The organism is Streptomyces sp. NPDC055749, assembly GCF_053617235.1.
Genome location: NZ_JBSHFH010000027.1, coordinates 1 through 25,936 on the forward strand (window position 1 = coordinate 1; position 25,936 = coordinate 25,936).

Below are 25,936 nucleotides of genomic sequence, written 5' to 3' on the forward strand. Positions count from 1 at the left end.
GCGCCGGTACCTCGCGTACCGGCGCCGCTCGGCGTGCGTCGACCCTGATCGCCGGAGTGGCCGTCCTGGCGCTCGCCGTCTGCGCGAGCGTCATGTACGGCAGCAGGTCGACCTCGTTCGGCGACGTCATCGACGTCCTCTCCGGCACCGCCGACCCCAACATCACCGCCATCATCGAGAGCCGCTATCCGCGGACCGCGCTCGGTGTACTGGCCGGGCTCTGCCTCGCCGTCGCGGGCACCCTGATGCAGGGCGTCAGCCGTAACCCGCTGGCCGATCCCGGACTCCTCGGCATCAACGCGGGCGCCTCGGCGAGCATCGTCACCGCGACGGCCTTCCTGGGGGCCACCGGCAGCACCGCCACGATGTGGTGGGCCCTGCCCGGAGCCCTGATCGCCGGAGTGCTCGTCCACGTCATCGGCTCCTCGGGAGCGAGCACAGGACTGGTGCGGCTGGTACTCGCCGGAGCCGTCCTGTCCGCCGTGCTGATGGCGTACATCCAGGCCGTCACCCTGGGCAGACCCAAGGTGTTCGACAGTTACCGCTACTGGGTCGTCGGAGCGCTCGGCGGGCGGGACTTCGACGTCTTCATGGCGGTCCTGCCGTTCGCGGCGGTCGGATTCGTCATCGCCCTGGTGCTGGGGCCCGGCCTCAACACCCTGGCGCTCGGCGACGCCACCGCGGCCTCGCTCGGCGCGCATCCCGCGCGGGTACGGGCCGGCGGACTCTTCGCGGCCACCCTGCTGAGCGCCGCGGCGACGGCGGCCGTCGGCCCCATCGCCTTCGTCGGCCTGGCCGTTCCGCATGTCGTACGGGCCCTGGTCGGCGTGGACTTCCGCGTACAGATCGCGTTCTCGGCCATCGCGGGACCCGCGCTGCTGCTCGCGGCGGACGTGGTGGGCCGCATCGTCCTGCGCCCGCAGGAACTGATGGTCGGCGTCGTGACCGCGTTCATCGGGGCGCCCGCGCTGCTCCTTGCCGTACGCAGAATGAGGGGAAGCACATGACGGCGGACCAGGCGGGTTTCCGTACCGCCTCACCACGGGGCTACCTCACTCTCGGCCGCACCGTCGCGGTGCCCGTCCGGCGGGTGTCCGTCGTCACCGCGGTCGTCCTGCTGCTCCTGACGGCCGCCGCCGCGGTCGCCACGCTGTCCCTCGGGCGCCTCGGCATCCCGCTCGCCGATCTGGCGGGGGCGCTCACGGGCGGGGCCGAGGGCAAGGACGCGTTCGTACTGGAACGCCTGCGCGGCCCCCGGCTCGTCGTGGCCCTCGGTACCGGAGCGGCACTCGGCCTGTCCGGGGCGCTGTTCCAGTCCGTGACCCGTAACCCGCTCGGCAGCCCCGACGTGATCGGGCTCGGGTCCGGGGCGGGCGCGGGCGCCGCGATCGTCGCGCTCATGCTGCCGGACACCGTGCCCGTGTCCCTGGGCGCCCTCCTCGGCGCGGTGCTGGCCATGGTGCTCGTCCACGTGTCCACGGGAACCGGCTTCCGCAACCCCGCCCGGCTCGTGGTCGCGGGGATCGGCGTCGCGGCGATCTGTACGGCGGTCACGCAGTACGTCGTCTACGCGATGGAGCGGGACCGGGCGGCCGTCCTCTCGGCGTACGTCAACGGGAGCCTCTCCGCGAGGGCCTGGGACGACGCGAGCACGATCTGGCTGGTGCTGCTCGTCGCGGCTCCGCTGTGCGCGCTGCTCGCCCGGCGGCTCGACATCGGTGAGATGGGCGACGACATCGCCGCGGGCCTGGGCTCCGAGCCGCAGAAGACCAAGACGCTCGCCGTGGTCCTCGCGATCGTCCTCTGCGCGGGCGCCGTCAGCGTGGCGGGGCCCATCGCCTTCATCTCGCTGACCGCCGCTCAGATCGCCAAGCGCATCACCAGGGTGTCCGGGCCCCATCTGCTGCTGTCCTCGGTGACCGGCGCCCTGCTGCTCGTCCTGGCCGATCTCGCCGCCCAGCAGCTGCCCCTGTTCGACAACCTTCCCGTCGGCATCTACACGATGGCCATCGGTGGCGCCTACCTCGGCTACCTGCTGACCCGCGAATGGAGGAGGGGAGTCCTATAGCTTCCGGAACCCCTGCCGGTGGACGCCACTGGCCTCGTACAGGTTCGTCGTCCATACTGCCCGCCGTGGAGCAGCGCATAGATTCGAAGACCAAATCCGAGTTCGCCGCAGGCACAGACCCGGCGTACATCCCCGGCCTCACGGCCCCTGCCACGGCGCGGACGGAGGAAGAACCGGAGCCGGCCGACTCCCCAGCCGAGGGTGCCGAGGGTGCCGAGGGTGCCGATACGGCTGACGCAGCGGCGTCGGCCGTTGCCGAACCGGAATCGGAAGCGGAACCGGAAGCAGAACCGGAGGCCGATGACCAAGGAACCGTTTTCGAGGTCAGCGACCGTCGCGGTTCCATCAGGGCCGATCGCGAAGGCGTCCGGTTCCGCCTGGACGACCAGGAGGCCGATTTCACCTGGGACGAGATCGGCGCGGTCGAGGTGAAGACCGCCCGCTTCGGGCGCCGTTTCACCGTCACCGTCCACGTGTCGAGCCGCCGCTGGTTCAACGCCGAGGTCGAGGCCGCCACGCGGAACGGCCTCAAGGAGTGGCCGGCGCAGCTCGACGCGGTGCTGGACGCCTACTTCGAGGAATCCTGACCCGCGAGGGCCGGACCTACGCGGGGCGGGAAGGGGTACCCCTTCCCGCCCCGCACTTCATTTCGGTCGCATCACGCGACGGCGGTCCCCTCCAGCTCGACCATCTGGCCGGGGATCGCCAGCCGCGTCACCCCGAGCATCGTGCTGGCCGGAGCCACCGAGGCCGCGCCCAACCGCGCCGCCAGCACGCCGTAGTGCTGGAAGAGCAGATCGACGTCGGTCGTGTAGACGTTGAGCCGGACGAGGTTCGCGAGAGACATGCCGGCCTCGCCGAGCACGGCCTCCAGGTTGTCGGTGCTCAGCGCCAACTGCGCCGCCATGTCACCGTCGTGCTGGGGCTTGCCGTCGCCGCTCATCGCGGTCTGCCCCGAGATGTACAGGGTCCGGGTGTGCCCGGAGACGACCTCACCCTGGTTGAAGCCCAGCTCCACCGACCATGTCACCGGGTTGACCGCTGTTCGTTCCATCGCCACGTCAGTTCCATTCGATTCATTGGGAGTACGTACGGCCATCGGCTCGGTAGCCGCCGGCTTCGACCTCGTGTGAACAAGCCTCGCAATGAATCACGACACCCTTGGTCATGTATTTCGATAGAGTTTTCTTATGCGCGCCGACCGGTTGGTCTCACTGGTGCTGCTGCTGCGTCAGCGCGGTCAACTCACCGCGGACACGCTGGCCCGGGAGCTGGAGGTATCCACCCGCACCGTGCTGCGCGACATCGAGGCGCTGTCCGCGGCCGGCGTCCCGGTCTACGCGGAACGCGGCCGGCACGGCGGGTTCGCGCTGTCGCCCGGTTTCCGGACCGAGCTCACCGGTCTGAACCACGACGAGGCCCTTGCCGTGCTGACCGCCGGATCGGTGCGCGGCGAGCAGGTATTCGGCCTCGGCTCGGCGCTCGCTTCGGCCATGCGGAAGGTGGTCGACGCCCTGCCCGAGAGCCACCGGGTCACCGCGAGCGACGCGGCCCAGCGTTTTCTCGTCGACCCCGAGACCGACCTGCTCTCACGTCGGCTGGGCGCTGAGGAAGTACCCGACACCACGATGTTCGAGGTCCGGCGCGCGGTGCTCGCCGGACACAAGCTGCGCATCCACTACGAGGCCACGGACCAGACACCGCAGTGGCGCACGGTGGACCCGATCGGCCTGGTCACCGTTCGCGACCGGGGCTACTTGCTGGCCACGAGATCCGGCGCGGACCGCACCTACCGGTTGTCGCGGGTGCTGGCCGCCGAGGAACTCCCCGAAAAGGCAGAGCGACCGAACCGGGTCGACCTCGACCGGATCTGGCGGGAGCGATCCGCGCAGTTCCTCTCCGGCGGCGAGCACATCACCGTGCTGCTACGGGTGAACCCGGCGCGGCGGGAGGAGTTGCTGGACACCGCGCTGGCCGTCCGCGCGGAAGAACCCGACGCGGACGGCCGGCTGCGGCTGAACGTGACCTTCCAGGATTCACGGCATGCCGAATGGGCACTGTGGCAGCTGAGCACGGACGCCGAAGCCTTGTCCCCGCAGTCGTTGCGCACCGCCCTGCGCGACCGCGCCGCCTACATGGCCACCCGTTACGGGGACTGATCCACACCGGCTCCGCACTTGCTTGTGCCGGGGACCGGACCGGCTCAGCCCTGGCTGAGGACCACCGAGCGCGTCAGATGACGGGGGAGGTCCGGGTCGAGTCCGGCGGCGAGCGCCCGGGCGATCGCCAGGCGCTGTACGCGTACGAGGTCGGCCAGCGGGTCGAGGTCGCTGTCGATCCAGCGGGCGCCGGTGTCGAGCACCTGCTGCGCGAGGCCCTCGGGCGCGGCACCGAACATCCAGGTCGCCGTCCCCGTGGTGGAGATGCTGATGGGGCCGTGGCGGTACTCCATCGCCGGGTAGGACTCGGTCCAGGACAGCGACGCCTCCTTCATCTTGAGCGCCGCCTCGTTGGCGAGGCCCACGGTCCAGCCCCGGCCCAGGAACGTGAACTGGGTGCAGTCCAGCAGCCCTTCGGGCAGCGGCTCGGCGAGCGCCGTCTCGGCGTCCCGTACCGCCTGCTCCGTGTGCAGCCCGAGGTGGGCGCGGAGCAGGGTGAGCACCGTGGTCGCGAACCGTGTCTGTACGACGGACTGTTCATCGGCGAAGTCGAGTACGACGACATCGTCGGCGGCCGTCATGACCGGGGTGTGGGGGTCCGCGGTGATGGCGACTGTGCGGGTCGTGCCGCTCAGCTCGGTAAGCAGCTCCAGCACCTCGGTCGTCGTGCCCGAGCGGGTGAGGGCGACGACCCGGTCGTAGCAGCGCCCGAAGGGGAACTCCGAGGCGGCGAAGGCGTGGGACTCGCCCTGTCCGGCGGCCTCACGGAGCGAGGCGTACGCCTGCGCCATATAGAAGGAGGTGCCGCACCCGACGACCGCGATGCGTTCGCCGGTGGCGGGCAGGGCGTCCGCCCTCTCACCCGCAAGTACTGCGGCGCGGCGCCAGCACGCGGGCTGGCTGGCTGTCTCGCTCGCTGCAAAGGACACGTCTGCACTCCATCTGGCCGCGGGTGAACGATGAGTAGCATGCTTGAATTTGCACGTTACAGGCACTCAACGAGCAAAATCAAGCATCCCACGGTGTGGGGGCGGGGTCGCCGACGGCTTGTGCGACGCTTGCGCTGTCCGGCGCCCGGCGACCGCGTTCCCGGGAAACGTGGTGCCGCAGGCCGGACAGGTGAGGAGGGCACACGTGGCCAGGGACGCCCGGTGGGACGCATTGCTGGAACTGGTCGGAAAGAACGGCCGGGTGGAGGTCGAGGACGCCGCGGCGGCGCTGGACGTGTCGGCGGCGACCATTCGCCGCGATCTCGACCAGCTCGCCGAGCAGCACCTGCTCACCAGGACCAGGGGCGGCGCCGTCGCCCACGGAGTCTCGTACGAACTGGCCCTGCGCTACAAGGCCGGCCGGCACGCACCGGAGAAGCAGGCCATCGGCCGCGCCGCCTCCGAACTCGTCGCCGTGGGCGAGGTGGTGGGCCTGACCGGCGGCACCACGCTGACCGAGGTGGCCAGGGCGCTGGCCCTGCGCCCGGACATCGTGGGCGAGACGGGGGCGTCGGCGGGCGGCCAGCCGACGCTGACCGTCGTGACCAACGCGCTCAACATCGCCAATGAACTGGTGATCCGGCCACAGATCAAGCTGGTCGTGACCGGCGGGGTGGCCAGACCGCAGTCGTACGAACTGACGGGCCCCCTGGCCACTGGGGTGATGAGCGAGATCACCCTGGACATCGCCGTACTCGGTGTGAACGCGATCGACATCGAGCGCGGGGCGTACGTTCATCACGAGGGCGAGGCCAGCATCAACAGGCTGCTCGCCGAGCGGGCGCAGCGCGTGGTCGTGGCGGCGGACTCCTCGAAGATCGGCAAGCGTGCCTTCGCCCGTGTCTGCGACCTCGGGCAGGTCGACGTACTGGTGACCGACTCCGGCATCACGCCGGAGGCCACGGCTCGTTTCACCGAGGCGGGAGTCACCGTCATCGCGGTGTGAGTCGTCACTGTGCCCGTGTCGGTGGTACGCCGAACGGGTGAGAGGCGGGAGACTTGCCGGATGAACAGTGAGCGCAGCCGGCAGGCAGTGAACCGGCGCATGGACGGGGTGGCCCTGTGAGCAGGTACGACAGGTACGACAGGTACGACGCCACCGACGAGCAGTGGGAAGGGCTCGCCCAGGTCGTGCCGCTGCGCGGCCGTAACGAGTGGCCCTCGCGGGTCGACCACCGCGCGGTCCCGGACGAGCCGGTGGCCGAGCAGCGCCGGCTCGTCGTGCTGCGGGTCCAGATTTTCGCGGACGCGCGCGAGGTGGCCGAGTATCTGGTCGCGCAGATTCCGGTACTGCTGGATCTGACCGCGGCCGAGACCGATGTGGCCAAGCGCATCCTGGACTTCAGCAGCGGCGTGGTCTTCGGGCTCGGCAGCGCGATGCACCGCGTCGACCGCAACGTATTCCTGCTGGCGCCCGTCGGCATGGAGGTCGAGGGAGTCACGGCGGCAGGCGTCCCTCACGCGTAGGAAGACCGGTCGTGACCGAATTCGATGTAGCAGGACTTCAGCGGCGGCTGGCCGAGTTCGCCGCCGCGCGGGACTGGGAGCAGTACCACACCCCCAAGAACCTGGTGGCGGCGCTGAGCGTCGAGGCGTCCGAACTGGTCGAGATCTTCCAGTGGCTGACGCCGGAACAGTCGGCGCGGGTGATGGAGAAGCCGGAAACGGCGCACCGGGTCACCGACGAGGTCGCGGACGTGCTCGCCTATCTCCTGCAGTTCTGCGAGGTGCTGGGGATCGATCCGCTGACCGCTCTGGCGGCCAAGATCGACCGGAACGAGGTGCGCTTCCCCGTCCCTGAGCGCCCGGAACCCGGAAATAGTCACTCTTCGGAGTGATCGACTTGTTCACAGTCGACTTCGTGTCCACAGATTTCCGAATTCCTCTGTTCTTTCGGTGCCCGCCACCTCACTGTGGGTAATGAAAGAGGTGACCGGGTTTTCGTACAGACGGGGGAATGACATGGAAGCGGAGCGACTGATCGAAGCCGGCCGCCGGGCTCTGGCCGAGAGCCGCGGCGCGCTGAACGTGATGGCGGAGGCGTGGCAGGCCCAGGCGCTCGCCAGGACGGTCGGCAGCAGGCTGGTCCTGAGCGGGCCCGTGGAGTTACGCGGCGAGGCGCGGGGACTCAGCGAGGTCGGCGGACGGGGCTGCTCCGCGCTCGACCACCCGATGGTGCTCGCCGGCGGGACGCGCGCCGCGCAGCTCACGGAAGTGACGCACGTGCAGCGGGCGTTGACGGCCCTGGTCGCCCTGCTCGGTGAGGTGGGGATCGCGCTGGTCGGAGTCGCCTGCGACACCGACGAGGAGGGTCTCTACTGGCAGTGCATCGAGGCGATAGACGCCGCGGACGAGTCCGTCGACAGGGTGCACGGGATGCTGAGAAAGCTGGCTGAGCGGGAGCGTGAACGCGATGGTCCCTACGGCGCGCTCCAGGGCCCGGCATGAGGCGGGACGCCCGGTGTTCGAAGGTGCAGGATGGATGCATGGATCTTCGAATCTTCACCGAGCCCCAGCAAGGGGCGAGCTACGACACGCTGCTCACCGTGGCCAAGGCCGCTGAGGACCTCGGCTTCGACGCCTTCTACCGGTCCGACCACTACCTCCACATGGGATCGGGCGACGGACTGCCCGGCCCGACCGACGCCTGGATCACCCTGGCCGGGCTGGCGCGCGAGACCAGGCGCATCCGGCTCGGCACCCTGATGACGGCGGGCACGTTCCGGCTGCCGGGCGTGCTGGCCATTCAGGTCGCGCAGGTCGACCAGATGTCCGGCGGACGTGTCGAACTGGGCCTGGGAGCGGGCTGGTTCGAGGCGGAGCACAAGGCGTACGGCATTCCGTTCCCCAAGGAGAAGTTCGGCCGCCTGGAGGAGCAGCTGGCGATCGTCACCGGCCTGTGGGCGACCGAGACCGGCAAGACGTTCAGTTACGACGGTACGTACTACCAGCTGACCGACTCGCCCGCGCTGCCCAAGCCGGCCCAGGCCAAGGTGCCGGTCCTGATCGGCGGGCACGGGGCGACCCGCACCCCGAGGCTCGCCGCGCAGTACGCGGACGAGTTCAACATCCCGTTCGCCTCGCTGGAGGACACCGAGAAGCAGTTCGGCCGGGTCAGGGAGGCGGCGAAGGCGGCAGGCCGGAAGCCGGACGAGCTCGTGTACTCCAACGCACTGGTGGTCTGCGTGGGCAAGGACGACGCGGAGGTCGCGCGACGGGCCGCCGCCATCGGACGGGACGTCGAGGAGCTCAAGGCGAACGGGCTGGCGGGCTCGCCCGCGGAAGTGGTCGACAAGATCGGCCGGTACGGCGCGATCGGATCCTCCCGCGTCTACCTCCAGGTCCTGGACCTGGACGACCTCGACCATCTCGAACTGATCTCGGCGCAGGTCCAGTCGCAGCTGGCCTGACCGACCGGCCCGCCCCGCCCACGAGGAGGAGCGCACGTGCACCACGACCGGCCACCGCACCACTCGGCAGGTTCCGCACAGGGCCCACAGGCCCGCACGCTCGGTGCCGCCATCGCCGAGGGGACGGTCCTGCTCGACGGCGGCCTCTCCAACCAGTTGGAGGCACAGGGCTGCGACCTGTCGGACGCGCTCTGGTCGGCCCGTCTGCTGGCCGACGCGCCCCACCAGATCGAGGCCGCGCACACCGCGTATGTGCGGGCGGGTGCGCAGGTGCTCATCACCGCCAGCTATCAGGCCACGTTCGAAGGGTTCGGGCGGCGCGGGATCGGGCGGGCCCGCGCCGCGGAGCTGCTGGCCGGCAGTGTGGCGCTGGCCCGGCGGGCGGGGGAGGGGGCCGGGCAGCAGATCTGGGTCGCCGCTTCGGTCGGTCCGTACGGGGCGATGCTCGCGGACGGCAGCGAGTACCGGGGCCGCTACGGGCTCTCCGTGAGGGAGCTGGAGCGCTTCCACCGGCCGCGGATGGCGGCGCTGGCCGAGGCGGGGCCCGATGCGCTGGCGCTGGAGACGGTGCCCGACATGGACGAGGCGGAGGCCCTGCTGCGAGTGGCCGGGGAGTACGGGGTGCCCGTCTGGCTCTCGTACAGCGTGGCGGGGGAGCGGACCAGGGCAGGGCAGCCCCTGGCGGAGGCGTTCGCGGTGGCCACGGGGAACGCGCAGGTGGTGGCCGTCGGGGTGAACTGCTGCGAGCCGGCCGATACGGACCGTGCGGTGGAGACGGCGGCGGCGGTGACGGGCAAGCCGGTCGTCGTCTATCCGAACAGCGGGGAGAGGTGGGACGCCGGGCGCCGGGCGTGGGCGGGGGACAGCACCTTCGACGCCGGGCGGGTGCGGGCGTGGCAGGAGGCCGGGGCACGGCTGGTCGGGGGCTGCTGCCGCGTCGGGCCTGAGCGGATCGCGGAGTTGGCGGAGCTGGTGGCGGCGCGGTGAAATTGCCTGGTGGGGGCAGGGTTGCGGGGCCATACTCGGACGGGTGTTCCTGACTATCAGCACAACCGGCACCCCGGAGCGTCCCGCCACCGATCTCGGCTTTCTGCTGCACAAGCATCCCGAGAAGGCGCAGACGTTCTCCACCTCGCACGGCACCGCGCATGTCTTCTACCCCGAAGCGTCCGCGGAGCAGTGCACGGCAGCCCTGCTGCTGGAGGTGGACAGTGTGGCGCTGGTGCGGCGCGGCAAGGGCAAGGGCCGGGGCGGCGCCCCGGACGCGGCGCTCGCGCAGTACGTCAACGACCGCCCCTACGCCGCGTCCTCGCTGCTCGCCGTCGCCCTGAGCACGGTCTTCAAGTCCGCCCTGAGCGGGGCGTGCCGGGCCATGCCGGAGCGGGCGGAGCAGCCTCTGCCGCTGCGGATCGAGGTCCCCGCGCTGCCCGCGCGCGGTGGCATCGAACTGGTGCGGAAGCTCTTCGGCCCGCTCGGCTGGACGAGCGTGGAGGCCGTGGCCGTAGCCCTGGACGAGGAGTTTCCGGAGTGGGGCGACTCGCGCTACGTACATCTGGTGCTGGAGGGGGAGCTGAGGCTCGCTGAGGCACTGCGGCAGCTGTATGTGCTGCTGCCGGTTCTCGACGACGCCAAGCACTACTGGGTGGCACCGGACGAGGTGGACAAGCTGCTGCGGGCCGGTGACGGGTGGCTGGCCGAGCACCCCGAGCAGAAGCTGATCACCAGCCGTTATCTCTCGCGCCGCTGGGGACTGACCAGGCAGGCGATGGAGCGGCTCGAACTCGTGCGGCTCGCGGAGTCGGACGACCTCGACGTGACCTGTGTCGACAACGCGGTGGACGAGACGAAGGACACCGAGGAGAAGCCGGTGCCGCTCGCCGAGCAGCGGCGTGCGGCGATCCTGGAGGCGCTGCGCGCCGCCGGGGCGAGCCGGGTGCTCGACCTGGGCTGCGGCCAGGGCCAGTTGGTCCAGGCGCTGCTGAAGGACGTCGCCTTCACGGAGATCGTCGGCGTCGATGTCTCGATGCGGGCCCTGACCATCGCCTCGCGCCGGCTGAAGCTGGACCGGATGGGCGAGCGGCAGGCCGGCCGCGTCACGCTCCAGCAGGGCTCGCTGACCTACACCGACAAGCGGCTCAAGGGGTACGACGCGGCGGTCCTCAGCGAGGTGATCGAGCACCTCGACCTGCCGAGGCTGCCCGCTCTGGAGTACGCGGTGTTCGGCTCGGCGCGGCCCCGCACCGTGCTCGTGACCACGCCGAACGTCGAGTACAACGTCCGCTGGGAGACGCTGCCCGCCGGACATGTGCGCCACGGTGACCACCGCTTCGAGTGGACCAGGGCCGAGTTCCGGCAGTGGGCCGGGGAGGTGGCGGAGCGTCATGGATACGAGGTGGAGTACGTGGCCGTGGGACCGGACGACCCCGAGGTGGGGCCGCCGACACAGATGGCCGTGTTCACGATGACCGCGGCGGACGAGACCAAGAAGGAGGCGAAGGCCGCATGAACAGCAGCAGCACCACCGACACCACCAGTACCTCGCGCACGCTGCCGGTGACCGACCTCTCCCTCGTCGTGCTCATCGGAGCCAGCGGATCGGGCAAGTCCACCTTCGCCCGCAAGCACTTCAAGCCCACCGAGATCGTCTCGTCGGACTTCTGCCGCGGCCTCGTCGCCGACGACGAGAACGACCAGAGCGCCAGCGGCGACGCCTTCGACGTCCTGCACTACATCGCGGGCAAGCGCCTCGCAGCCGGGCGTCTCACTGTCGTCGACGCCACCAACGTCCAGGCCGAGAGCCGCAAGCAGCTCGTGCGGCTGGCCCGTGAGCACGACGTACTGCCGATCGCGATCGTCCTCGACCTGCCCGAGGAGGTCTGCCTCGCGCGCAACGCGAAGCGACCCGACCGGGCCGACATGCCGCGCCACGTCATCCAGCGCCACCGCCGCGAACTGCGCCGCTCACTGCGCGGACTGGAGCGCGAGGGCTTCCGCAAGGTCCACATCCTGCGCACCGAGGAGGAGGCCGAGCAGACCGGGATCGTCCTGGAGCGCCGCTACAACGACCTCCGCCACCTCACAGGCCCCTTCGACATCATCGGCGACATCCACGGCTGCAGCTCCGAGCTGGAGACCCTGCTCGCGACCCTCGGATACGCCGACGGCGCGCACCCCGAAGGGCGTACCGCCGTCTTCGTCGGCGACCTCGTCGACCGCGGCCCCGACAGCCCCGGCGTCCTGCGCCGCGTCATGGCCATGGTGTCGTCCGGCAACGCCCTGTGCGTACCGGGCAACCACGAGAACAAGCTCGGCCGCTACCTCAAGGGCCGCAACGTGCAGCACACCCACGGACTGGCCGAGACCATCGAGCAGCTGGACCGCGAGGACGCCGTCGACCCCGAATTCCGCAAGCGCGTCTCGGAGTTCATCGACGGCCTCGTCAGCCACTACGTGCTGGACGACGGCAAGCTCGTCGTCTGCCACGCAGGGCTGCCCGAGAAGTACCACGGCCGCACGTCCGGGCGGGTGCGCTCGCACGCGCTGTACGGGGACACGACCGGCGAGACCGACGAGTTCGGCCTGCCCGTGCGCTATCCGTGGGCCGAGGAGTACCGCGGCCGCGCCACCGTGGTCTACGGCCACACGCCCGTCCCCAGCACCTCCTGGGTCAACAACACCATCTGCCTGGACACCGGCGCCGTCTTCGGCGGGAAGATGACCGCGCTGCGCTGGCCGGAGCGCGAACTCGTCGACGTACCCGCCGAGAAGGTCTGGTACGAGCCGACCAGGCCGCTCGCGTCCGAGGCGCCCGGCGGGCGCGAGGGCCGTCCGCTGGACCTCGCCGACGTCCAGGGCCGCCGCATCGTGGAGACCCGGCACATGGGCCGGCTCTCGGTGCGCGAGGAGAACGCCGCCGCGGCGCTCGAAGTCATGAGCCGCTTCGCCGTCGACCCGCGGCTGCTGGCCTACCTCCCGCCGACCATGGCACCGACCGCCACCTCGCACGAGGACGGCTATCTGGAGTACCCCGCCGAGGCGTTCGCCCAGTACCGGGCCGACGGTGTCGCCAAGGTCGTGTGCGAGGAGAAGCACATGGGTTCGCGCGCCGTGGCCCTGGTCTGCCGCGACGCGGACGCGGCACGCGAGCGCTTCGGTACCGAAGGTCCCACCGGCGCCCTGCACACCCGCACCGGCCGTCCGTTCCTCGACGACCCCGCGCTCACCGAAGCGGTCCTGGACCGGCTGCGCACCGCCGTCACCGCCGCCGGACTGTGGGAGGAGTGGGACACCGACTGGGTCCTCCTGGACGCCGAGCTGATGCCGTGGTCGCTGAAGGCCGCCGGGCTGCTGCGCTCGCAGTACGCGGCGGTCGGCGCCGCGTCGGGCGCGGTCTTCCCCGCGGCTCTCGCCGCCCTCGACGCGGCGGCGGCCCGCTCGGTCGACGTCGGCGCGCTGGCGGAACGGCAGCGCGGACGCGCACTGGACGCCGCCGCGTTCACGCGGGCGTACCGCCGTTACTGCTGGAGCACCGAAGAGCTCGAAGGAGTTCGGCTCGCGCCCTTCCAGATCCTCGCCGTACAGGGCCGCTCCCTGGCCTCCGTACCGCACGACGAGCAGCTCGCGTGGCTGGACCGGCTGGTCGAGCACGACCCGACCGGGCTGCTCCAGGTCACCCGCCGGCTGGTCGTCGACACCGGGGACGAGGAGTCGGTGCGCTCCGGCATCGACTGGTGGCTGGAGATGACGGGCCGAGGCGGCGAGGGCATGGTCGTCAAGCCGCTCGGTGCGCTCGTACGGGACGGAAAGGGCAGGCTGGTCCAGCCGGGCATCAAGGTGCGTGGCCGGGAGTACCTGCGGATCATCTACGGCCCCGAGTACACCCGTCCGGAGAATCTGGAGCGGCTGCGCTCCCGGTTCCTCGGCCACAAGCGGTCGCTGGCCCTGCGGGAGTACGCGCTGGGCCTGGAGGCCCTGGACCGGCTGGCCGACGGGGAGCCGCTGTGGCGGGTCCACGAGGCGGTCTTCGCGGTGCTGGCCCTGGAGTCGGAGCCGGTCGACCCGCGACTGTAGGCCGTGCCCTGAACGAGGGGAGCGATTCGCCGGGTGAACGGCGCTCCGTGCGGTGAGGATGGAGGCATGGGATTCCATGTCGACTCCGAGGCCGGGCGGTTGCGCCGCGTCATCCTGCACCGCCCCGATCTGGAGCTCAAGCGGCTCACCCCCGGCAACAAGGACGCGTTGCTCTTCGACGACGTGCTGTGGGTGCGCCGCGCCCGGCAGGAGCACGACGGGTTCGCCGATGTGCTGCGCGACCGGGGCGTGGAGGTGCACCTCTTCGGTGACCTGCTCCGGGAGTCGCTGGACATCCCGGTCGCCAAACGGCTCGTCCTCGACCGGGTGTTCGAGGAGAAGGAGTACGGTCCGCTCGCCACCGAGCATCTGCGGGCCGCCTTCGAGGAGCTGTCCACCGCCGAGCTGACCGAGGCGCTGGTCGGCGGGATGACCAAGCGGGAGTTCCTGGAGCGGCACAGCGAGCCGACCTCGGTCCGGTTCCACGTGATGGGCCTGGACGACTTCCTGCTCGCGCCGCTGCCGAACCATCTCTTCACCCGTGACACCTCCGCCTGGATCTACGACGGGGTGTCCATCAACGCGATGCGCTGGCCGGCCAGGCAGCGCGAGACGGTCCACTTCGAGGCGATCTACCGCCACCACCCCCTCTTCACGGGGCCGGAGGCGGGCGTGTTCCACCACTGGTCGGAGGGGCAGGACGACTACCCCTCGACCATCGAGGGCGGCGACGTGCTGGTCATCGGCCAGGGCGCCGTGCTGATCGGGATGAGCGAGCGCACCACTCCGCAGGCCGTGGAGATGCTGGCCCGGGGACTCTTCGACGCCGGGTCGGCCCGGACGATCGTGGCGCTCGACATGCCGAAGAACCGTGCGTTCATGCACCTCGACACGGTGATGACGATGATCGACGGCGACACCTTCACCCAGTACGCCGGACTCGGGATGCTGCGCTCGTACACCATCGAGCCCGGCAGCGGCCCCCGTGAGCTGAAGGTGACCGACCACCCGCCCGAGCACATGCACCGGGCCATCGCCGCCGCGCTGGGTCTGGAGTCGATCAGGGTGCTCACCGCGGTCCAGGACGTGCACGCGGCGCAGCGCGAGCAGTGGGACGACGGCTGCAACGTGCTGGCCGTCGAGCCCGGGGTCGTCGTCGCCTACGAGCGCAACGCGACCACCAACACGTATCTGCGCAAGCAGGGCATCGAGGTCATCGAGATCCGCGGCAGCGAGCTGGGCCGGGGGCGGGGCGGTCCCCGGTGCATGAGCTGCCCGGTGGTCCGTGATCCGGTTTAGACCACATGACTGGAGAGACTGTATAGCGATGCAGGGCTTCGTATAGACTTCCAGGGTCAACGTATGAGCGACCCTCGCCCGACCAGGAGCAGTCACATGGCCATAGACCTCGCAGGCCGCCACTTCCTCAAGGAGCTGGACTTCACGGCCGAGGAGTTCCGCGGCCTGATCGCCCTGGCCGCCGAGCTCAAGGCCGCCAAGAAGGCGGGGGCCGAGGTCCAGCGGCTGCGCGGCAGGAACATCGCGCTGATCTTCGAGAAGACCTCGACCCGTACGCGCTGCGCGTTCGAGGTCGCCGCCGCGGACCAGGGCGCGTCCACGACGTACCTCGATCCCTCCGGCTCGCAGATGGGCCACAAGGAGTCGGTGAAGGACACGGCCCGCGTGCTCGGCCGGATGTTCGACGGCATCGAGTACCGCGGCGACAGCCAGCAGGCCGTCGAGGAGCTGGCCGCGTACGGCGGCGTCCCCGTCTTCAACGGGCTCACCGACGAGTGGCACCCCACCCAGATGCTCGCCGACGTGCTGACGATGACCGAGCACAGCGACAAGCCGCTGGAGGAGATGGTCTTCGCCTACCTCGGTGACGCCCGCTTCAACATGGGCAACTCGTACCTGATCACCGGCGCCCTGCTGGGCATGGACATCCGGATCGTCGCCCCCGAGGCGTACTGGCCGGCGGCGGACGTCGTCGCGCAGGCGCGGAAGCTCGCCCAGGGCAGTGGCGGGACGGTCACCCTCACCGAGGACATCGCCGAAGGCGTCCGCGGCGCGGACTTCGTCGCCACGGACGTCTGGGTCTCGATGGGTGAGCCCAAGGAGGTGTGGGCCGAGCGCATCGCCGCGCTGGCTCCGTACTCCGTGACCATGGACGTCCTGCGCGCCACCGGCAACGACGCCGTGAAGTTCCTGCACTGCCTGCCGGCCTTCCACGACCTCGGTACCAAGGTCGGCCGGGAGATCCACGCGGAGTACGGCATGACCGAGCTGGAAGTGACCGACGAGGTCTTCGAATCCTCGTTCTCGGTCGTCTTCGACGAGGCCGAGAACCGGATGCACACCATCAAGGCCGTGCTGGTGGCCACCATGGCCGCCCCGGGGTCCGGCGTCTGATCACTCCGCCTGATCGCTCCGCCGCGCGGTGTGCGGTGTGTGCGGGGACCGCTGGGCGGGGATCGCGGGCAGGGTGAACCACACCGCCTTGCCCTGCTCCGTCGTGCGGTGACCGCAGGCGGAGCTGAGCGTACGGATCAGGAGGAGGCCGCGGCCGTGCTCCTGCCAGGGGTCCGGCTCGCTGCCGGGCCCGGGGCGGGAGAGATCGCCGGGCGGGGAGGGGTCGCGGTCGTGGACCTCGACCTGGCAGCCCGTCGCCATGAGTTCCACGACCAGTTCGATGGGCTCGTCGCCGTCCGTGTGCTCCACGGCGTTGGCGACCAGTTCGGCGGTGAGGAGCTCGGCCGTGTAGCTGTCCGCCGGGGCGTCGATGTCCGTGAGGGCGGTACGGATGAGGGCGCGGGCGATCGGCACCGCTGCCGTGGAATGCGGCAGCGCGATACGCCATGACGCGGGGATGGGGACATCGGGGAGCACAGCTGGTTCCGTTCCGGGGCGGGGCTTCCTGGTATCGGCAAATACTCTGTTCAACCATACGAAGCGGGGTGGCGCAGTCATAGGGGCTGTCGACCGGTACGAAAGGGACGTTCGCCACATCGCTCTCATGTTTGGGTTATCGCGCACTCCTGACGGCAGTCACATATGAGTGATAACTTCGAGGTGGATCGAGTCGTCGGAAGCGGGCCGGATCAGCGGCCCGTCGGCTGAAGGGGACCACCTCCCATGAGTCCGTTTCCCAGCTCCGCCCCGCCCACGGAGGACTGGCACCATCTGCGGCTGACCCGGGACGACGGGGTCGCGACCGTCACCCTCGCCCGCCCCGAGAAGCTCAACGCGCTCACCTTCGGCGCCTATGCCGACCTGCGCGACCTCCTCGCCGAGCTGTCCCGCGAACGCTCCGTGCGCGCTCTCGTACTCTCCGGCGAAGGGCGCGGCTTCTGTTCCGGAGGCGATGTCGACGACATCATCGGCGCCACACTCGCGATGGACACCGCCCAGCTTCTCGACTTCAACCGGATGACGGGCCAGGTCGTACGCGCCCTCCGTGAATGCCCCTTCCCCGTCGTCGCCGCAGTACACGGCGTGGCCGCGGGAGCCGGGGCCGTCCTCGCGCTGGCGGCGGACTTCCGCGTCGCCGACCCGTCCGCACGCTTCTCCTTCCTCTTCACCCGGGTCGGCCTCTCCGGCGGCGACATGGGCGCCGCCTACCTGCTGCCGCGCGTCGTCGGGCTCGGCCACGCCACCCGGCTGCTCATGCTCGGCGAAGCCGTCCACGCCCCCGAAGCGGAACGGATCGGCCTCATCAGTGAGCTGACCGCCGAAGGGCAGGCCGACGCCCGCGCGGCGGCGCTCGCCCGCAGACTCGCCGACGGACCGGCTCTCGCACTCGCGCAGACCAAGGCCCTGCTCACCGCCGAGCTCGACATGCCGCTCGCGGCCTCCGTCGAGATGGACGCCGCCACCCAGGCACTCCTGATGCACGGCGAGGACTACGCCGAATTCCACGCGGCCTTCACCGAGAAGCGCCCGCCGAAGTGGCAAGGCAGGTAGCGCGATGGCAGGCGACACGAGGCGGATCGCGGTCATCGGCGGCGGCCCCGGCGGCCTGTACGCGGCGGCGCTGCTCAAACGGCTCGGCCCCGAGCGCGACATCACCGTCTGGGAGCGCAACGCCCCGGACGACACCTTCGGCTTCGGAGTCGTCCTCTCCGACGAGACCCTCGGCGGGATCGAGCACGCCGACCCCGTCGTGTACGCGGCGCTCAGGGACGAATTCGTCCGCTGGGACACCATCGACATCGTCCACCGGGGCCGGACCGAGACCTCAGGCGGCCACGGTTTCGCGGCGCTCGGCCGCCGCAGGCTCCTTGAGATCCTGCACGAGCGCTGCCGGTCCCTCGGCGTCCGCCTCCACTTCCGCACGGAGGCCCCGCCCGCCGCCGAACTCGCCGGAACCCACGACCTGGTGATCGCCGCCGACGGCGTGCACAGCGCCACCCGCGAGGCCCACGCCGACGTCTTCCGCCCGCACCTCACCACCCACCGCAACCGCTACATCTGGCTCGCCGCCGACTTCGCGCTCGACGCCTTCCGCTTCGAGATCGCCGAGACCGAACACGGCGTGATGCAGCTCCACGGCTACCCCTTCTCCTCCCACGCCTCCACGGTCATCGTCGAGATGCGCGAGGAGGTCTGGCGGGCCGCCGGACTCGACCGGTGCGACGCCGCCGAGTCCACCGAACGCTGCGCCAAGACCTTCGCCGAAGCCCTCGACGGCCGGCCCCTGCGCTCCAACAAATCCTCGTGGCTCACCTTCGCCACCGTCGTCAACGAGCGGTGGTCGCACGGCAACACCGTCCTCATCGGCGACGCCGCCCACACCGCGCACTTCTCCATCGGCTCCGGCACCAAACTCGCCGTCGAGGACGCCCTCGCACTGGCCGCCTGCGTCGAGGAACAGCCGGACCTGCCGACGGCACTCTCCGCGTACGAGACGGAGCGCCGCCCGGTCGTGGCATCGACCCAGCGCGCCGCCGCGGCCAGCCTGCGCTGGTTCGAGGAGCTCGACACGTACGTGGACCAGCCGCCCCGCAGGTTCGCCTTCAACCTCCTCACCCGCAGCCGCCGCGTCACCCACGACAACCTCCGGCTGCGCGACCCCGCCTTCACCGGCGCCGTCGAGGAGGAGTTCGGCTGCCCGCCCGGCACCCCGCCGATGTTCACCCCGCTGCGGCTGCGCGGCCTCGAACTGCGCAACCGGGTCGTCGTCTCACCCATGGACATGTACTCCGCAACCGACGGCCTCCCCGGCGACTTCCACCTGGTCCACCTGGGCGCACGCGCCCTGGGCGGCGCCGGACTCACCATGACCGAAATGGTCTGCGTGAGCCCCGAAGGCCGCATCACACCGGGCTGCGCCGGCCTCTACACCGACGAACAGGCCGCCGCCTGGACCCGGACCGTGGACTTTGTGCACGAGAACGCCCCCGGCGCCGCGATAGGCGTCCAGCTCGGCCACTCCGGCCGCAAGGGCTCCACGAAACTCATGTGGGAGGGCATCGACCAGCCCCTGGACGAGGGCAACTGGCCGCTCTCCGCCGCCTCCCCGATCCCGTACGCACCAGGCGTCAGCCAGATCCCGCAGGCCCTGGACCGGGCCGGACTCGACGCGATCCGCGAGCAGTTCACCGCAGCCGCGCGCCGCGCCGCGCACTGCGGATTCGACCTGCTCGAACTCCACTGCGCACACGGCTACCTGCTCTCCGGCTTCCTCTCCCCGCTCACCAACCACCGCACCGACGCGTACGGCGGCCCGCTGGAGAACCGGCTCCGCTTCCCCCTCGAAGTCTTCGACGCGGTCCGCGCCGACTGGCCCGCCGACCGGCCCATGACCGTCCGGATCTCCGCCACAGACTGGGCCGACGGCGGTACGAGCCCCGGGGACGCCCTCGGTATCGCGCGCGCCTTCGCCGAGCACGGCGCCGATGCCATCGACGTCTCCACCGGGCAGGTCGTTCCGGACGAACGCCCCGAGTACGGCCGCTCCTACCAGACCCCGTACGCCGACCGAATCCGCAACACCCTCGGCATCCCCGTCATCGCGGTCGGCGCCATCTCCTCCTGGGACGACGTCAACTCACTGCTCCTGGCAGGCCGCGCCGACCTCTGCGCCCTGGCCCGCCCCCACCTGTACGACCCGCACTGGACCCTCCACGCGGCGGCCGAGCAGGGCTACCAGGGACCGGGCGCGTCCTGGCCCCTGCCGTACCGCGCGGGCAGCCGCACCCCGCCCGCAGGCCGCACCGACGCGCCGAAACCACGGCTCACGCTGAACTGAGCGCCAGACACTCGTGGCAGCGGCAGGGGGTGGGGTGGGGGATGCCGGGCCACCGGGCGAGGCGCTCCTCGGCGGCCTGCTGTTCGAACCGGGCGGCGCGCGCCTCGGCGCTCTCCCGGCTGTCCCAGCCCCCGCGCACGCCCTCCTCCGCTTCACGCCGGAGCACTGCGGGGCTGTGGACCAACGTGGCCCGGAAGTTGTGCAGATGGCGCGTGGCCAGGTCCAGCGTGATGTACGTGCCGGTGTGGCGCCCCCGCCCGACGGTCGTCAGCACGTCCGCGACAGCGGGGCGGTGCCCGATGACGTACACCTTCGTGCCGCCCCGGTAGGACTTCGTCCCCGGCCGCAGATCCTGGCCCCCCTTCCCGTACCGCCGCCACCGCACCACGTTCGCCGCGATCAGCCACTGCGGCTCCAGTTCCTGTGCCGGTGTCTCCCCCTCGCTCATGCCCGGCCCACCGCACTGACCAGCAGCCGGTCCGAGACGGTCTCGTAGCCGATGCGCCGGTACACACCGTTGCTCGTCGGGTTCGCGAGGTCCGTGAACAGCAGCACCTCCTGGGCGCCCGCCTCGCGTGCCGCCCGGCTGATCTCCGCCGTCACCGCCGCCGCGTAGCCCCGGCCCCGGTACTCCGACGGGGTGTAGACCGTCGTCACCCGCACCGCGCCCGCGATGTTCCGCGAGACGCCCGCCATCGACACCGGGACACCCGCGTCCTCCCAGAGCGTGAGCGTCAGCCCGCCGTACGTCGTCCGGTCGTCGACGAGCCGCTCGACATGCGTGCCGGGCTGGCCGACCTGCTCGGCGAACGTGGCATGCCAGTCCAGCAGCAGGTCCCGGTCGGCGGCCGTGGCCGTCCGTGGCCGGCCCGCAGGGGCGGGGGAAGGCGGGACGAGTGTCCCGAGCCGGTAGAGCCGCTGCTTCTCCTCGACCCGGTGTCCCGGCCAGTGGGCGACCAGCGCCTCGGCGGTCACGCGGTCCGCGTTGATACGGGGCAGAGGGAGGGCGAGAGTGAGCGGAGTGACCGCCTCCGGGACGACCGCGCCCAGCAACGGCGGATACGGCGGGGTGTGCACCAGCGTCCCCGCGACCTCACCGTCGGCCCCGCGCCACCAGCCGAGCACCGGATCGCCCCCGCCGTACGCGTGCCGGCCGTCGCGCCGTAGCGACGCGGTGACGGTCAGCACCAGGGTGTTCTCCGCGGGGCGGGCGGCGAGCCACGCACCCGCCGTTTCCAGAAAAACGTCGACATCATCCGTGAAAGTCCAGGCCATGCCTCATCCTGCCGGTTCCGCGGACCGGCAGTCACTCCAATTCCAGCTGCCGTTCACGGTCGTACGAAGCGCTCCCCGGCGTCACGCAGTATCCCGTGCAACAGCCCGAACACCTCCGCCGAGCGGCCCCCGGGCCACTCCTTCGGCAGCAGCTCATCGGGCAGACCCGGGTCCGCGTACGGCAGCCGCCGCCAGGAGTCCAGGGCCGGCAGGTAGTCCCGGTACGCCTCCTCCGGGTCGGGCACACTGCCGGGGGCTCGCGCTTCCCACGACTTCAGCACCGGCTCCTGCTGCTCCAGGAAGTCCAGATGGAGACGGGCGATGCCGTCCAGGTCCCACCAGCGCGCCACCGACTCCTTCGTCGCCGCGAAACCGAGGTGTTCCCCGCGGAACAGCTCCACATACGGGGCGAGTTCGAGCCGTTCCAGGGTGTGCCGGGTCTCCTCGTACAGCCCGGCGGGCGCGATCCACACCCCCGGTGCGGCGGTGCCGAAACCGAGACGGGCCAGCCGGGAGCGCAGCAGATGCCGCTTGTGACGCTCGGCCTCCGGTACGGAGAAGACGGCCAGCACCCAGCCGTCGGCGGTCCGGGGCGCCGGATGCTGGTAGATGCGCCGGTCGCCGTCGTCCAGCAGCTGCCGGGCGTCGGCCGACAGCGCGTAACCGGCAGACCCGTCCGTCGTGCGGGCCGGGACGAGGAGTTCGCGGCGCTTGAGCCGGGAGACGGAGGAGCGTACGGAGGGCGCGTCGACACCTACGGCGCGCAGCAGACGGATCAGCTCGGCCACCGGCAGCGGTTCGTTGCCGGGGGAGCGACCGTACGCGCCGTAGAGGCTGACGATCAAGGATCGGGGAGTGTGCAGCTCGGCCACGTGATCACTCTAGAGCCCGCGTGCTGTGGGGGGCGTTGTCGCTGCGCAGGCGGAAGCGCTGGAGCTTGCCGGTCGCGGTTCTGGGAAGCTCGGTCAGGAACTCGACGACGCGCGGGCATTTGTGCGGAGCCAGCTCGCTCTTCATGTATCTGCGCAGGGAGTCGGCGGACTGGTCGGAGCCCTCGCGCAGCACCACGTACGCCACCACGATCTGCCCGCGCAGCGCGTCCGTCCGGCCCACCACGGCGGCCTCCGCCACCTCCGGATGGCGCAGCAGGGCGTCCTCCACCTCGGGGCCCGCGATGTTGTAGCCGGAGGAGATGATCATGTCGTCGGCGCGGGCGACATAGCGGAAGTAGCCGTCCGGCTCGCGGACGTACGTGTCACCGGTGACATTCCAACCGTGCCGCACATACTGCGTCTGCCGTTCGTCGGCGAGGTAGCGGCAGCCGACCGGGCCGCGCACGGCCAGCAGCCCCGGTTCGCCGTCGGGCAGTTCCTCGCCCGCCGCGTCCACCACGCGCGCCTGCCAGCCGGGGACGGGTCTCCCGGTGGTGCCGGGGCGGATGGCGTCGTCGGCCGCCGAGATGAAGATGTGCAGCAGCTCGGTGGCCCCGATGCCGTTGATGATGCGCAGACCGGTCCTGTCGTACCAGGACTGCCAGGTCGCCGCGGGCAGGTTCTCCCCGGCCGAGACGCAGCGGCGCAGCGCGGACAGGTCGTGCCCGTCGAGGTTGTCGAGCATCACGCGGTACGCGGTGGGCGCGGTGAACAGCACCGAGACCCGGTGGGCGGCGAGCGCGGGCAGCAGCTGCTTGGGGCCCGCCTGCTCCAGCAGGAGCGCCGAGGCGCCCGCGCGGAGCGGGAAGATCACCAGTCCGCCGAGGCCGAAGGTGAAACCGAGCGGCGGGCTCCCCGCGAACACGTCACCGGGCTCCGGACGCAGCACGTGGCGCGAGAACGAGTCGGCGACGGCCAGTACATCGCGGTGGAAGTGCATGCAGCCCTTGGGGCGCCCGGTGGTGCCCGAGGTGAAGGCGATCAGCGCGACATCGTCGGCCGCGGTGTCCACCGGCTCGTAGGGTCCCGGCCGGGACTCCGCCAGGCGGGTCAGATCGTCGGGCGCCTCACCCCCGTACTCCGTGATCCGCAGCCCCGGGACCCGCGCCTTCAGCAGATCCTCCACCGACCGGGCATCGCAGAGCGCATGGCTCACCCGGGCAAGTGAGCAGATGGTGGCCAGCTCCTGGGACCGTGCCTGCGCCAGTACGGTGACGGCTACCGCGCCCGCCTTCATGACCGCCAGCCAGCAGGCGGCCAGCCAGGGAGTGGTGGGGCCGCGCAGCAGCACCCGGTTGCCGGGGCGTACCCCCAGGTCGGTGGTGAGGACGTGGGCGATGCCGTCCACCCGGTCCAGCAGCTCCCCGTAGCTCCACACCGCGCCGTCGGCGCTGCGGAAGGCGGGGCGGTCCGGGCCGAAGCGGCCGACGGTGCGGTCGAGCAGCTCGTATCCGCAGTTCAGCCGGTCCGGGTAGCGCAGCTCGGGCCGGTCGAAGACCAGCTCGGGCCACTGGGCGGCCGGTGGCAGATGGTCGCGGGAAAAGGTATCGGTGTGTGCGGTGGCACCGTGCGCCGACGCGCCCGGCGAGGAACTCGGCTCCATGAAGGATCGCCCCCTTGTCGCACTTGGAGCGTATCGTTTGAGTGACGGTAGTCAACGGTTCGCGATAAGACGTGACAAGAGAGGCGCCGCCATGACGGCATTCTCGCTCGGCCCGGCCAGGACCGCCTGGTGCGCTGAGCTGTACGAGTTGTCCGTGCACCAACTGCGCCCAGTGGCCGAGAAGGGTGAACCGGGAAAGGTGAACCGCCCGTTGGTCGCCGCGCTCGGCGAGCTGGGTCTCCTCGACCGGCTCCTCGATTCCGGCGCGCTCGACCTCTGCCTGCTGCGCGAATCCCTCGCCCGCGGCTGTACGGAGGCCGAGACCGCCCTCGCCCTCCAGGGCCTCGGCACGTACCCGGTCGTCCAGGCCGGCACGACCGCGCAGCGCGAGCGCTGGCTCCCCGAAGTGCGTGCAGGACGCGCCGTGGCCGCGTTCGCGCTGAGCGAGCCCGGCGCGGGCTCCGACGCCGCCGCCCTCTCCCTCGCCGCCCGGCGGACCCCGGAGGGCTGGCGGCTGACCGGCGAGAAATGCTGGATCTCCAACGCGCCCGAGGCCGACTTCTACACCGTGTTCGCCCGTACGACCGAGGGCGCCGGAGCACGCGGCGTCACCGCGTTCCTGGTCCCCGCTGACCGCCCGGGGCTCACCGGCACGGCGCTCGACATGCTCTCCCCGCACCCCATCGGGTCGCTGGCCTTCGACGCCGTGCCCGTCACCGCCGACGACGTCCTGGGCGAGCCCGACCGGGGCTTCCGGGTCGCCATGAACACCCTCAACCTGTTCCGGCCGAGCGTCGGCGCCTTCGCGGTCGGCATGGCGCGCGCCGCACTCGACGCCACCCTCGGACACACCGCCGGGCGCACTGCGTTCGGCGGACCGCTGAAGGACCTCCAGGCCGTCTCGCACCAGGTCGCCGAGATGGCGACCCGCACCGAGGCGGCCCGGCTCCTGGTGTACGCGGCAGCCGCCGCGTACGACGCGGGGGAGAGCGGCGTCCCCGGGCGCGCCGCCATGGCCAAGCTGTTCGCCACCGAGACCGCGCAGTACGTCGTCGACACGGCCGTCCAACTGCACGGAGCCCGCGCCCTACGCCGCGGCCACCTGCTCGAACACCTCTACCGGGAGGTCCGCGCGCCCCGGATCTACGAGGGCGCGAGCGAGGTGCAGCGCACGATCATCGCCAAAGAGCTGTACGCGACCCAGGAGCCGCCCGCATGAACCCGGTCACCCGCATCAACCCCGCCGAACTCTCCCCGCCCCCCGGCTTCTCGCACGCCGTCACCGTCACCGGCGGCCGGCTGGTCTTCCTCGCGGGCCAGACCGCGCTGGACGGCGAGGGAAAGGTCGTCGGGACCACGCTCCCCGAGCAGTTCGAACAGGCACTCACCAACCTCCTCACCGCCCTGCGCGCGGCGGGCGGCACCCCCGCCGGACTGGCCAGGGTCACCGTCTACGCCACGGACGTCGCCGACTACCGCGTGCACGCGCCCGAACTGGGCCGCATCTGGCGGCGGCTGGCGGGCCGCGACTATCCGGCGATGGCGGTGATCGGCGCCGCCCGTCTCTGGGACGAACAGGCGCTGGTCGAACTGGACGGGGTGGCGGCGCTGGACTGACGTATACGAGTAGCGGGGGGCGGAATCCGGGGAGAGGCTGGAGGGGTCCGTACGGCAGTGCGGAGCACGTAACCCCCGAGCCGCCCCCAGGAGCCCCGCGGTGACCAGCGAACCGCCCCCGCCCCCTGCGACCAGGTCGTACGACGGTGAAGGCATCACCGTCTCCTACGACGTCCACCGCTGTCTGCACGCGGCCGAATGCGTACGGGGGCTGCCTTCCGTTTTCGAGGTGGGGCGCAAGCCGTGGATCGTGCCCATGAACGCTTCCGCCGACGAGGTCGCCGAGGTCATCCACCGCTGCCCCAGCGGCGCCCTCCAGTACCGCCGCACCGACGGCCTCGCGGACGAGGTGCCCGATGTGCCGACGCGGGTGTCCCTCCACTCCGACGGTGTGATCCATCTGCGCGGCGACCTCGAAGTGGAAACCCCGCAAGGCCCCCGCCGCGAGACCCGGGTGATGCTGTGCGGCTGCGGGAAGACGGGCAACACGCCGTACTGCGACCACAGCGGGGACTGCGCCCGGCACATCTGACCGGAACCGCACCGAGCGCGGCGCGGCGTAC

26 protein-coding genes are annotated in these 25,936 nt (G+C 71.1%); 19 read left to right on the forward strand and 7 right to left on the reverse strand.

Annotation, left to right across the window (positions count from 1 at the left end; all coding sequences use genetic code 11):
* From ACWGO0_RS20860 to ACWGO0_RS20870, 3 genes are all read left to right on the forward strand, one after another.
* The coding region (locus ACWGO0_RS20860; protein ID WP_453536811.1) for a FecCD family ABC transporter permease at positions 1 to 1,007 on the forward strand (1,007 nt) is incomplete at its 5' end.
* On the forward strand, positions 1,004 to 2,068 hold the full coding sequence (locus ACWGO0_RS20865) for a FecCD family ABC transporter permease (protein ID WP_453536814.1): 1,065 nt from the start codon (positions 1,004 to 1,006) through the stop codon (positions 2,066 to 2,068). The genes ACWGO0_RS20860 and ACWGO0_RS20865, both read left to right, overlap by 4 nt.
* A gap of 65 nt (positions 2,069 to 2,133) precedes the next feature.
* Complete coding sequence (locus ACWGO0_RS20870) at positions 2,134 to 2,655, forward strand: hypothetical protein (protein WP_453536817.1); 522 nt, start codon at positions 2,134 to 2,136, stop codon at positions 2,653 to 2,655.
* A 71-nt stretch (positions 2,656 to 2,726) separates the two neighbouring features.
* Here the strand turns inward: ACWGO0_RS20870 and ACWGO0_RS20875 are convergent, their stop codons facing one another.
* Positions 2,727 to 3,122, reverse strand: a complete 396-nt coding sequence (locus ACWGO0_RS20875) for a RidA family protein (RefSeq protein WP_453536820.1) — start codon at positions 3,120 to 3,122, stop codon at positions 2,727 to 2,729.
* A gap of 136 nt (positions 3,123 to 3,258) precedes the next feature.
* Between ACWGO0_RS20875 and ACWGO0_RS20880 the strand changes: the two genes are divergently transcribed.
* Positions 3,259 to 4,227 (forward strand): helix-turn-helix transcriptional regulator, encoded by a 969-nt coding sequence (locus tag ACWGO0_RS20880; protein WP_453536823.1) that lies wholly within the window; start codon positions 3,259 to 3,261, stop codon positions 4,225 to 4,227.
* 44 nt (positions 4,228 to 4,271) lie between these two features.
* On the opposite strand, the gene ACWGO0_RS20885 is transcribed toward ACWGO0_RS20880, so the two are convergent.
* Positions 4,272 to 5,156 carry an SIS domain-containing protein gene (locus ACWGO0_RS20885; protein ID WP_453536826.1) on the reverse strand — a complete coding sequence of 295 codons (885 nt, stop codon included), beginning with the start codon at positions 5,154 to 5,156 and terminating at the stop codon, positions 4,272 to 4,274.
* 205 nt (positions 5,157 to 5,361) lie between these two features.
* Here ACWGO0_RS20885 and ACWGO0_RS20890 point away from each other — a divergent pair, with 205 nt between their 5' ends.
* The 10 genes from ACWGO0_RS20890 (at position 5,362) to argF (ending at position 16,108) form a co-directional block, all read left to right on the forward strand.
* On the forward strand, positions 5,362 to 6,162 hold the full coding sequence (locus tag ACWGO0_RS20890) for a DeoR/GlpR family DNA-binding transcription regulator (protein ID WP_453536829.1): 801 nt from the start codon (positions 5,362 to 5,364) through the stop codon (positions 6,160 to 6,162).
* Between the two features lie 116 nt (positions 6,163 to 6,278).
* Positions 6,279 to 6,683, forward strand: a complete 405-nt coding sequence (locus ACWGO0_RS20895; protein ID WP_453536832.1) for a cell division protein SepF — start codon at positions 6,279 to 6,281, stop codon at positions 6,681 to 6,683.
* A gap of 11 nt (positions 6,684 to 6,694) precedes the next feature.
* The gene (locus tag ACWGO0_RS20900) at positions 6,695 to 7,054 is read left to right on the forward strand and encodes a nucleotide pyrophosphohydrolase (RefSeq protein WP_453536835.1); all 360 of its coding nucleotides are present in this window, start codon (positions 6,695 to 6,697) and stop codon (positions 7,052 to 7,054) included.
* A gap of 124 nt (positions 7,055 to 7,178) precedes the next feature.
* Positions 7,179 to 7,664, forward strand: coding sequence for a DUF6099 family protein (locus tag ACWGO0_RS20905; RefSeq protein ID WP_453536838.1), 486 nt, complete (start codon positions 7,179 to 7,181; stop codon positions 7,662 to 7,664).
* A gap of 38 nt (positions 7,665 to 7,702) precedes the next feature.
* Positions 7,703 to 8,626: an LLM class F420-dependent oxidoreductase gene (locus ACWGO0_RS20910; RefSeq protein WP_453536841.1), complete on the forward strand. Its 924-nt coding sequence runs from the start codon at positions 7,703 to 7,705 to the stop codon at positions 8,624 to 8,626.
* A gap of 36 nt (positions 8,627 to 8,662) precedes the next feature.
* A complete protein-coding gene (mmuM, locus tag ACWGO0_RS20915) occupies positions 8,663 to 9,613 on the forward strand; it encodes a homocysteine S-methyltransferase (protein WP_453536843.1) in 951 nt (316 codons plus the stop codon).
* Positions 9,614 to 9,656: 43 nt separating this feature from the next.
* A complete protein-coding gene (locus tag ACWGO0_RS20920; RefSeq protein ID WP_453536846.1) occupies positions 9,657 to 11,132 on the forward strand; it encodes a 3' terminal RNA ribose 2'-O-methyltransferase Hen1 in 1,476 nt (491 codons plus the stop codon).
* A complete protein-coding gene (locus ACWGO0_RS20925) occupies positions 11,129 to 13,696 on the forward strand; it encodes a polynucleotide kinase-phosphatase (RefSeq protein ID WP_453536849.1) in 2,568 nt (855 codons plus the stop codon). Before ACWGO0_RS20920 ends, ACWGO0_RS20925 begins: the two co-directional genes overlap by 4 nt.
* Positions 13,697 to 13,762: 66 nt before the next feature.
* Complete coding sequence (locus ACWGO0_RS20930) at positions 13,763 to 14,995, forward strand: arginine deiminase (RefSeq protein ID WP_453536852.1); 1,233 nt, start codon at positions 13,763 to 13,765, stop codon at positions 14,993 to 14,995.
* A gap of 96 nt (positions 14,996 to 15,091) precedes the next feature.
* Positions 15,092 to 16,108, forward strand: coding sequence for an ornithine carbamoyltransferase (gene argF, locus ACWGO0_RS20935; RefSeq protein WP_453536855.1), 1,017 nt, complete (start codon positions 15,092 to 15,094; stop codon positions 16,106 to 16,108).
* Here the strand turns inward: argF and ACWGO0_RS20940 are convergent, their stop codons facing one another.
* Complete coding sequence (locus ACWGO0_RS20940; RefSeq protein ID WP_453536858.1) at positions 16,109 to 16,585, reverse strand: ATP-binding protein; 477 nt, start codon at positions 16,583 to 16,585, stop codon at positions 16,109 to 16,111.
* 246 nt (positions 16,586 to 16,831) lie between these two features.
* Between ACWGO0_RS20940 and ACWGO0_RS20945 the strand changes: the two genes are divergently transcribed.
* The gene (locus ACWGO0_RS20945) at positions 16,832 to 17,659 is read left to right on the forward strand and encodes an enoyl-CoA hydratase family protein (RefSeq protein ID WP_453536861.1); all 828 of its coding nucleotides are present in this window, start codon (positions 16,832 to 16,834) and stop codon (positions 17,657 to 17,659) included.
* Between the two features lie 4 nt (positions 17,660 to 17,663).
* The gene (locus tag ACWGO0_RS20950) at positions 17,664 to 19,946 is read left to right on the forward strand and encodes a bifunctional salicylyl-CoA 5-hydroxylase/oxidoreductase (protein WP_453536864.1); all 2,283 of its coding nucleotides are present in this window, start codon (positions 17,664 to 17,666) and stop codon (positions 19,944 to 19,946) included.
* Here ACWGO0_RS20950 and ACWGO0_RS20955 read toward each other — a convergent pair.
* The 4 genes from ACWGO0_RS20955 to ACWGO0_RS20970 are packed head-to-tail and all read right to left on the reverse strand — an operon-like array spanning position 19,933 to position 23,756.
* Positions 19,933 to 20,394, reverse strand: coding sequence for a hypothetical protein (locus ACWGO0_RS20955; RefSeq protein ID WP_453536867.1), 462 nt, complete (start codon positions 20,392 to 20,394; stop codon positions 19,933 to 19,935). The genes ACWGO0_RS20950 and ACWGO0_RS20955 overlap by 14 nt on opposite strands.
* A complete protein-coding gene (locus ACWGO0_RS20960; protein WP_453536869.1) occupies positions 20,391 to 21,221 on the reverse strand; it encodes a GNAT family N-acetyltransferase in 831 nt (276 codons plus the stop codon). The genes ACWGO0_RS20955 and ACWGO0_RS20960 overlap by 4 nt, the downstream gene beginning before the upstream one ends.
* A gap of 53 nt (positions 21,222 to 21,274) precedes the next feature.
* A complete protein-coding gene (locus tag ACWGO0_RS20965; RefSeq protein ID WP_453536872.1) occupies positions 21,275 to 22,093 on the reverse strand; it encodes a PaaX family transcriptional regulator in 819 nt (272 codons plus the stop codon).
* Between the two features lie 4 nt (positions 22,094 to 22,097).
* On the reverse strand, positions 22,098 to 23,756 hold the full coding sequence (locus ACWGO0_RS20970) for an AMP-binding protein (RefSeq protein WP_453536875.1): 1,659 nt from the start codon (positions 23,754 to 23,756) through the stop codon (positions 22,098 to 22,100).
* Between the two features lie 91 nt (positions 23,757 to 23,847).
* Between ACWGO0_RS20970 and ACWGO0_RS20975 the strand changes: the two genes are divergently transcribed.
* The 3 genes from ACWGO0_RS20975 to ACWGO0_RS20985 all read left to right on the forward strand — a co-directional run bounded on the left by ACWGO0_RS20975 (position 23,848) and on the right by ACWGO0_RS20985 (position 25,905).
* The gene (locus tag ACWGO0_RS20975) at positions 23,848 to 24,975 is read left to right on the forward strand and encodes an acyl-CoA dehydrogenase family protein (RefSeq protein ID WP_453536877.1); all 1,128 of its coding nucleotides are present in this window, start codon (positions 23,848 to 23,850) and stop codon (positions 24,973 to 24,975) included.
* Positions 24,972 to 25,373 carry a RidA family protein gene (locus ACWGO0_RS20980; RefSeq protein WP_453536879.1) on the forward strand — a complete coding sequence of 134 codons (402 nt, stop codon included), beginning with the start codon at positions 24,972 to 24,974 and terminating at the stop codon, positions 25,371 to 25,373. Before ACWGO0_RS20975 ends, ACWGO0_RS20980 begins: the two co-directional genes overlap by 4 nt.
* A 100-nt stretch (positions 25,374 to 25,473) precedes the next feature.
* Positions 25,474 to 25,905 (forward strand): (4Fe-4S)-binding protein, encoded by a 432-nt coding sequence (locus ACWGO0_RS20985; RefSeq protein ID WP_453536881.1) that lies wholly within the window; start codon positions 25,474 to 25,476, stop codon positions 25,903 to 25,905.
* The last annotated feature ends 31 nt before the right edge of the window (positions 25,906 to 25,936 follow it).

Coding starts and splice junctions, on each gene's coding strand:
- ACWGO0_RS20970 (WP_453536875.1), bottom strand. CDS start 23,756: ATGGAGCCGAGTTCCTCGCCGGGCGCGTCGGCGCACGGTGCCACCGCA.
- ACWGO0_RS20960 (WP_453536869.1), bottom strand. CDS start 21,221: ATGGCCTGGACTTTCACGGATGATGTCGACGTTTTTCTGGAAACGGCG.
- ACWGO0_RS20945 (WP_453536861.1), top strand. CDS start 16,832: ATGAGTCCGTTTCCCAGCTCCGCCCCGCCCACGGAGGACTGGCACCAT.
- ACWGO0_RS20865 (WP_453536814.1), top strand. CDS start 1,004: ATGACGGCGGACCAGGCGGGTTTCCGTACCGCCTCACCACGGGGCTAC.
- argF (WP_453536855.1), top strand. CDS start 15,092: ATGGCCATAGACCTCGCAGGCCGCCACTTCCTCAAGGAGCTGGACTTC.
- ACWGO0_RS20880 (WP_453536823.1), top strand. CDS start 3,259: ATGCGCGCCGACCGGTTGGTCTCACTGGTGCTGCTGCTGCGTCAGCGC.
- ACWGO0_RS20875 (WP_453536820.1), bottom strand. CDS start 3,122: ATGGAACGAACAGCGGTCAACCCGGTGACATGGTCGGTGGAGCTGGGC.
- ACWGO0_RS20955 (WP_453536867.1), bottom strand. CDS start 20,394: ATGAGCGAGGGGGAGACACCGGCACAGGAACTGGAGCCGCAGTGGCTG.
- ACWGO0_RS20925 (WP_453536849.1), top strand. CDS start 11,129: ATGAACAGCAGCAGCACCACCGACACCACCAGTACCTCGCGCACGCTG.
- ACWGO0_RS20905 (WP_453536838.1), top strand. CDS start 7,179: ATGGAAGCGGAGCGACTGATCGAAGCCGGCCGCCGGGCTCTGGCCGAG.
- ACWGO0_RS20950 (WP_453536864.1), top strand. CDS start 17,664: ATGGCAGGCGACACGAGGCGGATCGCGGTCATCGGCGGCGGCCCCGGC.
- ACWGO0_RS20980 (WP_453536879.1), top strand. CDS start 24,972: ATGAACCCGGTCACCCGCATCAACCCCGCCGAACTCTCCCCGCCCCCC.
- ACWGO0_RS20910 (WP_453536841.1), top strand. CDS start 7,703: ATGGATCTTCGAATCTTCACCGAGCCCCAGCAAGGGGCGAGCTACGAC.
- ACWGO0_RS20975 (WP_453536877.1), top strand. CDS start 23,848: ATGACGGCATTCTCGCTCGGCCCGGCCAGGACCGCCTGGTGCGCTGAG.
- ACWGO0_RS20930 (WP_453536852.1), top strand. CDS start 13,763: ATGGGATTCCATGTCGACTCCGAGGCCGGGCGGTTGCGCCGCGTCATC.